We start from the raw sequence: 14,804 nt of genomic DNA, 5'->3' as shown, positions 1-14,804 counted from the left end.
TACGCCATGGCGAGTCAGTACACGCACATAGTATTAGGATTGGGGGCCACAGGGCTCTCGGTGGTGCGTTATCTCATTAAGCAGGGGATCACGCCACTGGTGATGGACAGCCGCGAGAATCCGCCGGGTCGCGAGACCCTGAGTCAGGAGTTTCCCGAGGTGCTACTGCTCACCGGCGGTTTCGATTGTCGCTACCTGGTGCAGGCCAGTCAGATAGTCGTTAGCCCAGGCATCCCGCTGGATACCGCCGAGGTGCGCGCGGCAGTGGACATGGGGATAGATATCGTCGGCGATGTCGAGCTATTTGCCAGAGCCTTGCAGGGCCGTGAGCCCTGCGTCATAGGCATTACCGGCTCTAACGGCAAGTCGACCGTGACCACGCTCGTGGGTGAGATGGCGGCTAAGGCGGGCATCAAGGTGGCCGTGGGCGGCAATATCGGTGTGCCTGTGCTGGATCTGCTCGAGGGTGATAATGAGCTGTTCGTGCTTGAGCTGTCGAGTTTTCAGCTTGAGACCACGGCTAGCCTCAACTGCATCAGTGCCACCTGTCTGAACATCAGCGAAGATCATATGGACAGGTATTCGGATCTCGAGAGCTATCGTCAGGCCAAGCTGCGTCTGTATGACCAGACCAAGCTGGCCATCTTCAATCGTGACGATCTGCTGACCCGCCCCAACGAGCCGATGAACCAGAACAGTTTCGGCCTCTCTCTGCCCGAGGGCGACGAGTGGGGTGTTAATCATGGCATCTTAGTCCATGGCTCGACCGAATATGTCGCCGCCGATCAGGTCGCGCTGGTAGGTAGTCACAATCAGGCCAACTTGCTGGTTGCCATGGCGTTGGCCGATAGCGCTGGCGTGGAGAAGGCGGCCATGGTCGAGGTGGCAAAACAGTTTAAGGGGCTGGCACATCGCTGCGAATTGGTGGGCAAACACCTGGGCGTAAGTTATGTCAACGATTCCAAGGCGACCAATGTGGGCGCGACCATAGCGGCCCTGCAGGGGCTGAGTGAGCATCAGGGGCAGATTATTTTAATCGCCGGCGGTGACGGCAAGGGCGCCGACTTCTCGGCGCTGCATGGCGTGCTGCTGGATGTGGCTCAGGTGATCACCTTGGGCAAGGATGGTGACAGGATCGCCGAGCAGTTTGATGGCGCCATTCGCGTCGAGTCGATGCAAGAGGCGGTGACTCAGGCGGCCAGCTTGGCCAAGGCTGGCGACCTCGTGTTGCTGTCACCGGCCTGCGCCAGTTTAGATATGTACGCCAATTTCATGGCCAGGGGCGATGATTTTCGTGCCCAGGTAGCCGCGTTGGCCCAAGAGGTGATGCATGCGTAGCGACGAGCGTCAACTAAGCCTGTTTGGTAGCTCCCTTAGCTGGTCGCTGCCGAACCTGTTTAGTCAACGCGAGGCGCCGGGCATGCAGCTCTATGACAGAGCCCTGCTGTTTGCGGTCATCTCTCTGATAAGTTTCGGCTTCATCATGGTGATGTCGGCCTCTATGCCCGAGGCCACGAGTCTGACGGGGAATCCCTATCACTTCGTGTGGCGCCATGTGGCCTACCTGGTGGGCTGCGCCCTGATTGCCGCCGTGGTGTTACAGATAGAGATGCATAGCTGGCAGCAGCTGAGCCCGATCATGCTGCTGGTCGTGGGAATCATGTTGGTGGCGGTGCCGATCGTCGGGACCACGGTAAACGGCGCGACCCGCTGGTTGTCGGTTGGCCCTATTCGTATTCAGGTCGCCGAGTTGGCCAAATTTGTCTTTGCCGTGTATATGGCTGGCTATCTGGTGCGTCGTCATCAGGAGGTGCGGGAAAACGCCAAGGGTTTCTATAAGCCGATTGCCGTGTTTGCCGTGTATGCCTTCCTGATCCTGCTGCAGCCGGATCTTGGCACTGTGGTGGTGCTGTTTGTCGGGACTGTGGGTCTGTTGTTTTTAGCCGGTGCAAGATTGCTCGACTTCTTCGCGCTGATCTTGACCGGGGCCATGGCCTTCGTCGGCCTGGTATTACTGGAGCCTTACCGTATGCGACGGGTGACCTCGTTTCTGGATCCCTGGCAGGATCCCTTCGGTAGCGGTTATCAGCTTACCCAATCGCTGATGGCCTATGGCCGCGGCGACTGGTTAGGGCAGGGCTTGGGTAACAGTATTCAGAAACTGGAATACCTGCCCGAGGCCCACACAGATTTTATCTTCGCCGTGATCGGTGAAGAACTTGGATTCCTCGGCATTATTGCCGTGTTGTCGGTTTTGCTGTTTGTCGCCCTGAGGGCGATAAAGCTGGGCAACTTGTGCTTGCTCGGTGACAGGGCATTCGAGGGCTATCTGGCCTATGCCATCGGCATCTGGATCTGTTTCCAGACCGTGGTCAACGTAGGCGCCAGCATAGGCATGTTGCCGACTAAAGGTTTGACCCTGCCCTTTATCAGCTACGGTGGTAGTAGCCTGTGGGTGATGACGGCGGCGGCAATGATATTGATCCGTATCGATCATGAGAGAAGATTAAGCCTGATTCAGGCGGTACAAGGCAAGGTGAAGTAGATGGCGCTAGAGAAACGTATTTTGATCATGGCAGGCGGCACGGGTGGACACGTGTTCCCGGCGCTGGCCGTGGCCAAAGCGTTAGCCAAACAGGGCTGGCAGGTACGCTGGCTGGGCACCGCCGATCGTATGGAGGCGCGTCTGGTGCCTCAACATGGTTTCGATATCGAATTCATCGATATCAAGGGGGTGCGTGGCAACGGCCTTATCCGTAAGCTCGCGGCGCCCTTTAAGATCTTGCGTTCCATCATGCAGGCGCGTGAGGTGATCAAAGAGTTTAAGCCCGATGTGGTGCTGGGCATGGGCGGTTTTGCCAGTGGCCCGGGTGGGGTTGCCGCCAAGCTAAGCGGTATTCCCTTGGTGCTGCACGAGCAAAATGCCATCCCTGGCATGACCAACAAGTTGTTGTCGCGTATCGCCAGCCGTGTGCTGTGCGCCTTCGAAAACACCTTCGAGGGCGGTGCCGAGGTGGTGGGTAACCCGATCCGCAGCGAGCTGATTGCCCTGGGGCGTAGCGAGCAGACAAGTGTTCAAGACGATGCGCTGCGGGTCTTGGTGGTCGGTGGCAGCCTGGGGGCCAAGGTATTTAATGACCTGATGCCGAGCGTGACGGCGGCGGTGGCTCAGCACCATTCGATGACGGTATGGCATCAGGTGGGCAAGGGCAACCAGGCGCAGGTGGAGGCGGAATATCTGCAGCTGGGGCAGTCCGGCAGCGTCAAGGTGGCCGAGTTTATCGATGATATGGAAGCGGCCTATCGCTGGGCCGACGTGATCTTGTGCCGTGCGGGCGCCCTGACGGTGTCAGAGGTAGCGGCGGTGGGGCTACCGAGTCTCTTGGTGCCTTACCCCCATGCGGTAGACGATCACCAGACCAAGAACGCCCAGGTCTTGGTGGAAGCGGGCGGCGCATTTTTGCTGCCGCAGACAGTATTAGATAGTGAGAAGTTGATCAGCAAGTTGCAGATCTTGGCATCAGACCGTAAGGCCCTCATCGAGATGGGGCAGCTGGCCAAGAGTGTTGCTGTGTTAGATGCCACAGAGCGGGTCGCCGATGTGTGTATCGCGCTGGCAAGTAAGGAAAAAGATGATTAAAACCGAAGAGAAGTACGCCCAATTAAGAACCATCATTCCAGAGATGCGTCGCGTCAAGCGGATCCACTTTGTGGGGATCGGCGGCGCGGGTATGGGCGGTATTGCCGAGGTATTGGTAAACGAAGGTTATCGTCTTAGTGGTTCCGACATCGCCGAGAACGCCGTGACGGCGCGTCTTAAACGACTCGGCGCGGCGATCTTCATCGGTCACCATGCCGATCAGGTTGAGGGTGCCGATGTGGTGGTGGTTTCCACGGCTATCGATGCCAGTAACCCAGAAATTTTAGCGGCGCAGGAGCGACGCATCCCTATCGTGCGCCGGGCAGAGATGTTGGCCGAGCTGATGCGTTATCGTCATGGTGTGGCGGTGGCCGGTACTCACGGCAAGACGACTACGACCAGCCTTATCGCCAGCGTCTATGGTCAGGCCGAGCGGGATCCTACCTTCGTGATCGGCGGCCTGCTTAACAGTGCCGGTACCAATGCCCGCCTGGGTAAGAGCCGTTACCTAATCGCCGAGGCGGACGAGAGCGATGCCAGCTTCCTGCATCTGCAGCCCATGGTGAGCGTGGTGACCAACATAGAAGCCGACCACATGGATACCTATGAGGGAGATTTCGAGAAGCTGAAATCCACCTTTGTCGATTTCCTGCATAACCTGCCCTTCTATGGGGTGGCCGTGGCCTGTATCGATGATCCTGTGGTGAGAGAGATACTGCCACGCATCGGTCGTAAGGTCGTGACCTATGGTTTCAGCGATGATGCCGATGTGCAGGCGCTTAACTTCGAGCAGCAGGGCTACAGTTCACGCTTTACCGTGCGCCGTGAAGGCATGACGGATCTGGAACTGCGGGTTAACCTGCCCGGTCGTCACAATGTGCTCAACGCCCTGGCCGCGATTGCCGTGGCGACAGAAGATGAGATTGAAGATGAGGCGATCATCCGTGCCCTGGATGAGTTTCAGGGCATAGGTCGTCGTTTCCAGCAGCTGGGTGAATTTACCACGGCCGCAGGCGAGGTGATGCTGGTCGATGACTATGGTCATCACCCTAGCGAGGTGGCGGCAACCATTAAGGCGGCACGTTCCGGCTGGCCAGACAAACGTCTAGTGATGATCTATCAGCCCCACAGATATAGCCGCACCCGAGATCTCTATGATGATTTTGTCGAGGTGTTGGCCCAGGTAGATTGCCTGCTGTTACTCGATGTCTATAGTGCCGGAGAGGCGCCTGTGCCGGGGGCGGATAGTCGTGCCCTGTGCCGCTCGATTCGTCAGCGTGGCCAGATAGATCCTATCTTCGTGGCCGAACCTGAGCAGCTGCAGACCATTCTGCCTGGTGTGTTGCAAGAGGGCGATCTGCTGCTGACCCAAGGGGCCGGCAATATCGGCGCGGTGAGTCGTCAACTGGCCGATGCCGGGTTGCAGTTTGAGTCGGAAAACCAATGAGGTTGAGGGCATCTTGCCCTGGCCTCGATGAAGCTTTTGACGCTAGAGGTGAGGTAGTTATAATGGCCGGTTCCTTACGACTGCCCTCTGGTAGTAAGTTGATTGATTTTTATACATTAAATGATGCGTTAGGGCGATAAGCAGTGTCCTTAAGAGAGCTAGGTAGCCGTTGGAAAAGTAGGTTGGGACAGGTCGATTGGTACCTGTGTTTCGGCTTGATTTTTCTTTTCCTGGTGCTGTGTGGCTTGTCGATGGGAGGCTGGAAGCTACACCTGGTGTTGAACGATGCCGATGCCCTGCCTATCGAGGCGGTGGCGATAAAGGGTGACAGGCAGTTTACCAGCGATGCCGAGATACGCAGTGCGCTGCAGGATCTGATGCAGAGAAGCTTCTTCTCGGCGGATGTGAACCAGGTGCAGCAGGCGCTGGAGAATCTGCCCTGGGTCTACCACGCCTCGGTACGGCGCGAGTGGCCTGCAAAGTTGAAGGTGTATCTGGTGGAGCAGACGCCGGTCGCCCACTGGAACGAGACAGATTGGCTCAACGAGCAGGGGCAGGTGTTTAAGGCGCCGCTGCGTGAGGGTATAGGCCAGTTACCCAATCTGGTCGGCCCGGAAGACCAGGCGAAGTCAGTGTTGACTAACTATCGCCAGGTGAGTGAATTATTGAAGATCAACGGGTTCGATTTGGCCCGTTTAGAGTTAAGCCCCAGACATGCCTGGCTAGCCGTGCTGGCCAACGGCATAGAGTTGAAGCTGGGAAGGGAAGATAAGATGGCAAGGGTGCAGCGCTTTATCCATGTGTATCCCACATTGGTGAAACAGGATAAGCCCGTTGCCCGAGTCGATTTGCGCTACGATACCGGATTGGCCGTAGGTTGGGATGAAGCACAAGATGAGAGCCGTTAATTAATGACCAAGAATCAAGATAGAAATCTGATCGTTGGATTAGACATAGGAACGTCCAAAGTTGCTGTGATCATCGGTGAGGTATTACCCGATGGCGAGATCAGTGTGGTCGGCCTCGGCAGTCACCCCTCTCGCGGCATGGATAAGGGCGGGGTGAACGATCTCGACTCTATCGTGCGTAGTGTGCAGCGTGCACTGGATCAGGCCGAGTTGATGGCCGACTGCCAGGTAGCCTCGGTCTACCTGGGGATCTCGGGCAAGCATATCCAGTGTCAGAACGAAAACGGCATGGTGTCGATTAACGACGAAGAGGTAACTCAGGAAGACGTGGACAACGTCATCCATACCGCCCGCTCGGTGAAGATCCCGACGGAGCGTCGTATTCTGCACGTCTTGCCACAAGAGTACGCCATCGATGTTCAGGACGGAATCCGCAGCCCAATAGGTATGTCGGGTATGCGTATGGAAGCCAAGGTGCATATCGTTACCTGCGCCAATGATATGGCCAAGAACATTACCAAGAGCGTCGAGCGTTGCGGCCTGAAGGTAGATGACCTGGTGTTCTCGGCGATCGCCTCGGCAGATGCCGTGCTCACCGATGATGAGAAAGATCTGGGTGTCTGTCTGGTAGATATGGGTGGTGGCACCACAGATATCACTATCTACACCAATGGCGCCCTGCGTCACTGTGCCGTGGTGCCTGTGGCGGGTAATCAGGTAACCAGCGATATCGCCAAGATCTTCCGCACGCCGTTGTCACACGCCGAGCAGATTAAGGTGCAGTACGCCAGCGCCAGAAGCGCCATGGTGAGCCGCGAAGACAGCATCGAAGTGCCATCAGTGGGCGGACGCCCATCGCGCACCATGTCGCGCCATACCTTGGCCGAGGTGGTTGAGCCAAGGTATCAGGAGCTGTTCGAGCTGGTGCGTAAAGAGTTGCGAGACTGCGGCCTGGAAGATCAGGTCGCCGCCGGTATCGTGTTGACAGGTGGCACAGCCTCTATCGAGGGGGCGGTAGACGTCGCAGAGGCGACCTTTGGTATGCCGGTTAGGGTGGCTGAGCCGTTGCCGGTGAAAGGATTATTTGAATATGTGAACCAACCCATCTACTCCACGGGTGTTGGGTTGTTACATTATGGTGCAAGACGAGTGCTCGAGCGACAGTTCGAGCGCCCAGAGCGCCAAGGGGTGACCAGTCTTTGGAATCGGGTCCAGAGCTGGTTTAAGGGTGAGTTTTAAGGTTAATAACGCAGACTAAAACGGAGAAAAGACCATGTTTGAGATCATGGATAGTCATTCCGATGAGGCGGTGATCAAGGTCATCGGCGTCGGTGGCGGTGGTGGTAACGCCGTCGAGCATATGGTGAAACACAATATCGAGGGTGTTGAGTTCGTTGCAACCAATACCGATGCCCAGGCGCTACGCAAATCGGCGGCGGGCACCACCATTCAGTTGGGTCGTGATGTCACCAAGGGCCTTGGCGCAGGCGCCAACCCAGAGATCGGCCGTCTGGCGGCTGAAGAAGACAGAGAGAACATCCGCAGCGCGATTAAGGGCTCGGACATGATCTTTATCGCCGCCGGTATGGGTGGTGGTACGGGTACAGGTGCCGCACCTGTCGTGGCCGAGATCGCCCGTGAAGAGGGGATCCTGACTGTTGCCGTGGTGACCAAGCCGTTCCCATTCGAAGGTAAGAAGCGTATGGCTTATGCCGACCAGGGCATCGAGATGCTGGCTAAGCATGTGGACTCGCTGATCACCATTCCAAACGAGAAGCTGCTCAAGGTCCTGGGGCGTGGTACTTCGCTGTTAGATGCGTTTGCGGCGGCCAACAACGTGCTACTCGGCGCGGTACAAGGTATTGCCGAGCTTATCACCCGTCCGGGTCTGATTAACGTCGACTTCGCCGACGTTAAGACTGTGATGTCTGAGATGGGTAATGCCATGATGGGTACAGGCGTCGCCAGCGGTGAAGATCGCGCCGAAGAAGCCGCCGAAGCTGCCGTGGCCAGCCCGTTGCTGGAAGATATCGACCTGGCTGGTGCCCGTGGCGTATTGGTGAACATCACAGCCGGTATGGACATGAGCATCGAAGAGTTCGAGACAGTGGGTAACCATGTTAAGGCTTATGCGTCAGACAATGCGACTGTGGTTGTGGGGGCGGTCATCGACCCAGAGATGAGCGATGAGCTGCGTGTAACGGTTGTGGCAACCGGTATCGGCGCCGAGAAGAAGCCTGATATTCAATTGGTTTCTAAGCCTGCGCCACGTCCTGAGCCAGCGCCAGCACCTGAGGTCAAGATTGAACTTCCAGTGGAAGAAGCTGTCCCACAGGCGATGGGAGCGGGCAATGTTGTGCAGGTGGCACAACCTGCTGCGGCTGCCGCGCCTAAGAGTGACCTTGATTACTTAGATATACCGGCATTTTTGCGTAAGCAAGCTGACTAGTCTTCGGGTACGAGCGTGCTAGTCGGCGCCATATACCAGGATGTGGTACGACGATTTTCGTCGGTAAAATTTTGGTGAATTGGCAAAGATATGCTAGCATGTCCGACCTGCTGCGCCCTTGTGCGCCGCTTTGCTGTGCAGAAATAAACGCTTTTTTGTTGTGATATAACGGGTAACTAAATGATTTTTCAAAGAACTGTTAAAGAAATGGTTAAGACCACCGGTGTCGGATTGCATTCCGGTAACAAGGTGACTTTGACGATCAAACCCGCGCCAGTTAATACAGGGATCGTGTTGGTACGTACCGACTTGACGCCAAGCGTGGCCATTGCCGCCAAGGCGGATCAAGTGCGTGAGACGACCATGTGTACGGCGCTTGTGAATGACGAAGGTGTTCGTATCTCGACCATTGAGCATCTATTTGCCGCATTGGCAGGTTTAGGCATAGACAACGCGACAATCGAAGTCGATGCCCCTGAGATCCCTATTATGGATGGCAGCGCCAGCCCATGGGTCTTCCTGCTGCAATCAGTCGGTATTCAGGAGCAAACCGCAGCAAAGAAATATCTAAGAATCAAGCGCCCCGTGCGTGTTGAAGACGGTGATAAGTGGGCCGAACTGCGTCCATTCAAGGGGTTCAGAGTCGATTTCGCGATCGATTTTAACCACCCTGAGATCGCCAGAAGTCAGCAGCATATGGTGATGGATTTTTCCTCTTCTGCCTTCGTGCGTGATATCAGCCGTGCCAGAACCTTCGGGTTTATGCGCGACATCGAATATCTGCGCGCCAACAACCTGGCATTAGGTGGCAGCATGGAAAACGCCGTTGTGCTTGATGAATATCGCGTCCTCAACCCCGATGGTCTGCGTTATGAGGACGAGTTTGTTAAGCACAAAATTCTCGATGCGTTCGGTGATCTCTATGTCGCCGGCCACGCTATCGTCGGTGAATTCCGTGCGTTCAAGACAGGCCACGCGCTGAACAATCAGCTGGTTCGTGCCCTGTTAGCCGAGCAAGATGCTTGGGAATTGGTAAGCTTCGAAAAGGAAGAAGAGGTACCAGTCAGTTTCGCTGTGCCAGCCGGTGCGGTATTGGCGTAACGCCTATTTGGATTGCCTTGAACGGCTGGCTAAAGCAGCCAGCCGTTTTAGTTTTTGGCCTAGGGAACCTTCTATATGCTCGGCCAAGGCGTCGATATGCGCCGCAGCGGTTTCGCTTATCTGGTTGTGAGCCTGCTTTGATTTTGTCTCATACATTTTCAGGCTTGGGTTGACTTTAACCTCGATAGCGGACAGCATGGGGAGCGTTTCGGCTTGTAACTGCTGTAAAAGTTTGGGTTTTTGGAAGTTTATTCTCGCAGCCCATGCGGCGGTACTGGTTTCGATAACGAGCACACCTTGACGGAAGTTGGCGACTTTTAGTTGTTCCGAGACAGGACCGGTGATCACCTGTTTAACATAGTGATCTAGGTGAAGCAGTAGTTCTGCTTTTTCGGCGATAGAGGGCAATTGACCCTGCTGAAGCAGTAATTGACTGAGGTCCTGCGGGGGCTTTTTCATAACATAATAAAATGGCTTAATGAGGCTATGAGTGTAACAGTTTTTATTCAAGGTCGGAATGGTGCGACGCGCTGGCAGCCGGGTAAGCGTTGGCTATTATTACCGGTTTTGCTTATTGCCGCAGGCACTGGCTTATATCAGCATAACGCCAAACAAATTCAGCAACAGCAGGCCAGCGTCGATAACGAACGTGTCGCTCGTGAAGAGCAGAAAAACGAGCTTATCGAACTTAAAGGCGCGACCGAATCGCAATTGGCGATTTTGGTTACCCATGTAGCAAAGATGCAGGCTAAGGTGGCTCGTCTCGAGGCCTTGGGCCAGCAAGTTGCAAAAGATTACAAACTCGAAGATCAATTCGATTTCTCTTCTGAAGTCGGTGTTGGCGGCCTGAGCGAACTGGGCAGCAACATCGAACTCGATCAGCTTATCCAGGACATGGATAGGCTAGTGTCACGAATAGATAACAATAATGTTCAATTATCACTACTTGAAACGGTGACATCTAATCTCCATATAGATGAAGAACGTTATATCTCGGGGCGTCCCATCCAGAAAGGTTGGTTATCTTCGCCCTACGGTTTACGCAATGATCCCTTTAACGGCCGCAGAACCATGCACAAAGGCATAGACTTTGCCGGCAAAGAGGGAGCCGATGTTGTCGCCACCGCGGGCGGCGTCGTAACATGGGCAGGCAATATGTTTGGTTATGGTGAGTTGGTCGAGATAGATCATGGCAATGGTCTGCGAACTCGCTATGGACACAATAAGTCTTTGTCAGTAGCTGTAGGTGATGTGGTCGCAAAAGGCGAAAGTATTGCCAAAATGGGGAGTACGGGTCGTTCGACCGGTCCCCATGTGCATTATGAAGTGTTGCGTGGTGGACAGCAGATAGATCCTAAGAAGTATGTCTACCGCAAGGCAGGTTAAACTAAAATAGGCTTTTAGACTCGACAGGGACTTAGCCAACAACATAAAAGTGGTTCAGATGTTTGGTAAATTACTGACAAAAATATTTGGTAGTCGTAACGATCGCACCCTAAAAACTCTCGGTAAGATTGTCACAAAGATTAATGCCCTCGAAGCGGATTTTGAGAAGTTATCCGACGAGGAACTCAAGGCCAAGACGGCCGAGTTTAAGGAGCGATTGGAATCGGGCCAGACGCTGGACGATGTCATGCCGGAAGCCTTTGCCGTGGTACGCGAAGCCTCTAAGCGTGTGTTTGAGATGCGCCACTTCGACGTGCAGCTGCTTGGTGGTATGGTGCTCGACAGTAACCGCATCGCAGAGATGCGTACCGGTGAAGGTAAGACGCTGACCGCAACACTCCCCGCCTATTTGAACGCCCTGACCGGCAAAGGGGTTCACGTGATCACAGTGAACGACTACCTTGCCCGTCGCGATGCGGAAAACAACCGTCCCCTATTTGAGTTTCTGGGCATGACTGTCGGCGTGAATATCGCCGGTATGGGTCAGGCCGAGAAGAAGATGGCCTACGCGTCAGATATTACCTATGGTACTAACAACGAGTTTGGCTTCGATTACCTGCGTGACAACATGGCGTTCTCACCTAATGAGCGCGTGCAACGTCCACTGCATTATGCACTGATCGATGAGGTCGACTCGATTCTGATCGATGAGGCGCGTACGCCACTGATCATCTCGGGCGCCGCCGAAGACAGCTCTGAGCTGTATATCAAGATCAACACTCTTATCCCTCACCTTATCCGTCAGGAGAAGGAAGATACCGAGGAAGAGATCGGCGATGGCGATTACTCTATCGATGAGAAGGCCAAGCAGGTCCACATGACAGAGCGTGGTCAGGAGAAAGTTGAAGTTCTGCTGACCGAGCGCGGTATGCTGGCCGAGGGTGACTCACTCTATTCGGCAACTAACATCTCGTTGCTGCACCATGTTAACGCGGCGCTACGTGCTCATACCCTATTTGAAAAAGATGTTGACTACATAGTTCAAGACAACGAAGTGATCATCGTCGATGAACATACGGGTCGTACTATGCCGGGTCGTCGTTGGTCAGAAGGTCTGCACCAGGCGGTAGAAGCCAAAGAAGGGGTTCATATTCAAAATGAAAACCAGACGCTGGCGTCTATCACCTTCCAGAACTTCTTCCGTCAGTATGAGAAACTGGCCGGTATGACGGGTACCGCCGATACCGAAGCGTTCGAATTCCAACACATCTATGGTCTGGATACCGTGGTGATCCCGACTAACCGTCCTATGGTGCGTAAAGATCACGCGGATCTTGTCTATTTGACGGCGGAAGAGAAATACGATGCCATCATTAAAGACATCATAGATTGTCGTGACCGTGGCCAACCAGTATTGGTAGGTACTGTATCTATCGAACAGTCTGAACTGCTTCATAGCCTGCTGAAGAAGGCTAAGATCCCTCACGAGGTACTTAATGCTAAGTTCCACGAGCGCGAAGCAGAGATCGTTGCTCAGGCGGGTCGCAGTGGTGCAGTAACCATCGCAACTAACATGGCCGGTCGTGGTACCGATATCGTGTTAGGTGGTAACTGGAACATGGAGATCGACGCGCTCGACAATCCAACCGCCGAACAGAAGGCTAAGATTAAGGCCGATTGGCAAGTGCGCCACGACGAAGTGGTTGCCGCGGGCGGTCTGCATATCCTAGGCACCGAGCGTCATGAGTCGCGTCGTATCGATAACCAGCTTCGTGGCCGTTCAGGTCGTCAGGGTGATGCCGGTTCATCACGCTTCTATCTGTCGATGGAAGACAGCCTGATGCGTATTTTCGCCTCTGAGCGTGTTTCATCTATGATGAAGAAGCTTGGTATGGAGAAGGGCGAGGCTATCGAGCACCCTTGGGTATCACGTGCTATCGAGAATGCTCAGCGTAAGGTTGAGGCCCGTAACTTCGATATTCGTAAGCAGCTGCTTGAATTCGATGATGTGGCAAACGATCAGCGTCAGGTAGTCTATGCCCAGCGTAACGAGTTGATGGATGCCGAGAGCATTCAAGATACTATCGTTAATATCCAGGCTGATGTGGTTAACGGTCTCATCGACCAGTACATTCCACCACAGTCTGTCGAAGAGCTATGGGATGTCGCCGGTCTCGAGACGCGTCTCGAGCAAGAGTACGCCCTAAGAATGCCTGTCCAGGAGTGGTTGGATAAGGAAGACGATCTACACGAAGAGACGTTGCGTGAGCGTATCGTCGAGATGTGGGTGAAGGCATATAAGGCAAAAGAAGAGATGGTTGGCGCTCAGGTGCTACGTCAGTTCGAGAAAGCCGTCATGCTGCAAACGCTAGATGGTCTCTGGAAAGAGCATCTGGCGGCAATGGATCATCTGCGTCAGGGCATCCACCTGCGTGGCTATGCGCAGAAGAATCCTAAGCAGGAATATAAGCGTGAGTCGTTCGAGCTATTCCAGCAGATGTTGGAATCTTTGAAGCATGATGTGATCAGCATTCTCTCTAAGGTACAGGTTCAGGCTCAGTCTGATGTCGAAGAGATGGAAGAGCGTCGTCGCCAGGAAGAAGCTAAGATGCGTCGCGACTATCAGCACGCAGAAGCGGAAGCCCTCGTCGGTGCAGAAGAGGCACAAGCCTTGGCCGCGACTCAGCCTGTAGTACGTGAAGGTGAGAAGGTTGGCCGTAACGATCCTTGTCCTTGTGGTTCGGGTCGCAAGTATAAGCAGTGCCACGGCAAGTTAAGCTAATAGTATAGTAAGTGGTTAGCTGAACTTAGCCATGCATATTAAAAAGCCATCCTTAGGATGGCTTTTTTGATCCCCGAAATCCGTTTCCTCTAAGGCGAAGATGGCGCCTAAATAGCGACACTTGTGGATAACTTTGGGGGTAAATGGTGTGTATGATGTGACTATCTAAAAAGATCGAAAAAAGTCTGATTTTTCTTAAAAAAGCCCTTGCGCCCAAATCAGAACTGCCTATAATGCGCATCCACTGACACGGCAAAGCAGATAACGCGGCGTCGAAACACTTGGTAGCTAAGGCGATAGGGTGGTCAGTCACTGAAAAGTGAAGCCTCAAAAAGTTTGCAAAAACTGCTTGACGCGAACAAGGGATTGCGTAGAATACGCAGCCCTAGCCACTCGGAACTACCGAGATGTGCAAATGCTCTTTAACAATTTATCAAGTAATCTGTGTGGACACTCACAGGTATTGANTCAGAACTGCCTATAATGCGCATCCACTGACACGGCAAAGCAGATAACGCGGCGTCGAAACACTTGGTAGCTAAGGCGATAGGGTGGTCAGTCACTGAAAAGTGAAGCCTCAAAAAGTTTGCAAAAACTGCTTGACGCGAACAAGGGATTGCGTAGAATACGCAGCCCTAGCCACTCGGAACTACCGAGATGTGCAAATGCTCTTTAACAATTTATCAAGTAATCTGTGTGGACACTCACAGGTATTGAGTTAATCGAAAACGATTTAAATCTCAATGCAATGATGAGAGTCCATAGCAATATGTACAAGCATCCTTAGATTCTTCCGAGTCTAAGTGATGAATCAGAATTCATTGAGTCGGACTTAGGTCCACAAAAAACTTTTAATTGAAGAGTTTGATCATGGCTCAGATTGAACGCTGGCGGCAGGCCTAACACATGCAAGTCGAGCGGTAACAGAAAGTAGCTTGCTACTTTGCTGACGAGCGGCGGACGGGTGAGTAATGCCTAGGGAACTGCCCAGTCGAGGGGGATAACAGTTGGAAACGACTGCTAATACCGCATACGCCCTACGGGGGAAAAGAGGGGATCTTCGGACCTTCTGCGATTGGATGTACCTAGGT

General features: G+C 53.9%; 11 protein-coding genes and 1 rRNA gene. 11 read left to right on the top strand and 1 reads right to left on the bottom strand.

The window, feature by feature from the left end:
- Positions 1-6 precede the first annotated feature (6 nt).
- The 8 genes from murD to lpxC all read left to right on the top strand — a co-directional run bounded on the left by murD (position 7) and on the right by lpxC (position 9,545).
- Entirely contained in the window at positions 7-1,338 is a 1,332-nt protein-coding gene (murD, locus tag L1D43_RS16350; RefSeq protein ID WP_239853281.1) for a UDP-N-acetylmuramoyl-L-alanine--D-glutamate ligase, read from the top strand.
- The gene (ftsW, locus tag L1D43_RS16345; protein WP_041509007.1) at positions 1,331-2,545 is read left to right on the top strand and encodes a cell division protein FtsW; all 1,215 of its coding nucleotides are present in this window, start codon (positions 1,331-1,333) and stop codon (positions 2,543-2,545) included. Before murD ends, ftsW begins: the two co-directional genes overlap by 8 nt.
- Entirely contained in the window at positions 2,546-3,640 is a 1,095-nt protein-coding gene (murG, locus tag L1D43_RS16340; RefSeq protein WP_239853279.1) for an undecaprenyldiphospho-muramoylpentapeptide beta-N-acetylglucosaminyltransferase, read from the top strand. It begins immediately after the preceding gene.
- The gene (gene murC, locus L1D43_RS16335; protein WP_239853277.1) at positions 3,633-5,087 is read left to right on the top strand and encodes a UDP-N-acetylmuramate--L-alanine ligase; all 1,455 of its coding nucleotides are present in this window, start codon (positions 3,633-3,635) and stop codon (positions 5,085-5,087) included. The genes murG and murC overlap by 8 nt, the downstream gene beginning before the upstream one ends.
- A gap of 143 nt (positions 5,088-5,230) precedes the next feature.
- Positions 5,231-5,995, top strand: a complete 765-nt coding sequence (locus L1D43_RS16330) for a cell division protein FtsQ/DivIB (RefSeq protein WP_239853275.1) — start codon at positions 5,231-5,233, stop codon at positions 5,993-5,995.
- A gap of 3 nt (positions 5,996-5,998) precedes the next feature.
- Positions 5,999-7,234: a cell division protein FtsA gene (gene ftsA, locus L1D43_RS16325; protein ID WP_011867246.1), complete on the top strand. Its 1,236-nt coding sequence runs from the start codon at positions 5,999-6,001 to the stop codon at positions 7,232-7,234.
- Between the two features lie 34 nt (positions 7,235-7,268).
- On the top strand, positions 7,269-8,444 hold the full coding sequence (gene ftsZ, locus L1D43_RS16320; RefSeq protein WP_239853272.1) for a cell division protein FtsZ: 1,176 nt from the start codon (positions 7,269-7,271) through the stop codon (positions 8,442-8,444).
- Between the two features lie 180 nt (positions 8,445-8,624).
- Positions 8,625-9,545 (top strand): UDP-3-O-acyl-N-acetylglucosamine deacetylase, encoded by a 921-nt coding sequence (lpxC, locus tag L1D43_RS16315; RefSeq protein ID WP_160798857.1) that lies wholly within the window; start codon positions 8,625-8,627, stop codon positions 9,543-9,545.
- Positions 9,546-9,548: 3 nt separating this feature from the next.
- On the opposite strand, the gene L1D43_RS16310 is transcribed toward lpxC, so the two are convergent.
- Entirely contained in the window at positions 9,549-10,004 is a 456-nt protein-coding gene (locus tag L1D43_RS16310) for a DciA family protein (RefSeq protein WP_144201747.1), read from the bottom strand.
- A gap of 27 nt (positions 10,005-10,031) precedes the next feature.
- Here L1D43_RS16310 and L1D43_RS16305 point away from each other — a divergent pair, with 27 nt between their 5' ends.
- From L1D43_RS16305 to L1D43_RS16295, 3 genes are all read left to right on the top strand, one after another.
- Positions 10,032-10,931, top strand: a complete 900-nt coding sequence (locus L1D43_RS16305; RefSeq protein ID WP_041509014.1) for a M23 family metallopeptidase — start codon at positions 10,032-10,034, stop codon at positions 10,929-10,931.
- A 58-nt stretch (positions 10,932-10,989) separates the two neighbouring features.
- Positions 10,990-13,713: a preprotein translocase subunit SecA gene (gene secA, locus L1D43_RS16300; RefSeq protein ID WP_239853271.1), complete on the top strand. Its 2,724-nt coding sequence runs from the start codon at positions 10,990-10,992 to the stop codon at positions 13,711-13,713.
- A gap of 852 nt (positions 13,714-14,565) precedes the next feature.
- Positions 14,566-14,804: ribosomal RNA gene (locus tag L1D43_RS16295) — 16S ribosomal RNA — on the top strand; the annotation flags it as partial.

It is taken from the genome of Shewanella sp. Isolate8 (assembly GCF_022398495.1).
Classification (GTDB): Bacteria; Pseudomonadota; Gammaproteobacteria; order Enterobacterales; family Shewanellaceae; genus Shewanella; species Shewanella aquimarina.
The sequence above is the reverse complement of the archived record's forward strand: the minus strand, read 5'-3'. Positions and strand labels throughout refer to the sequence as shown.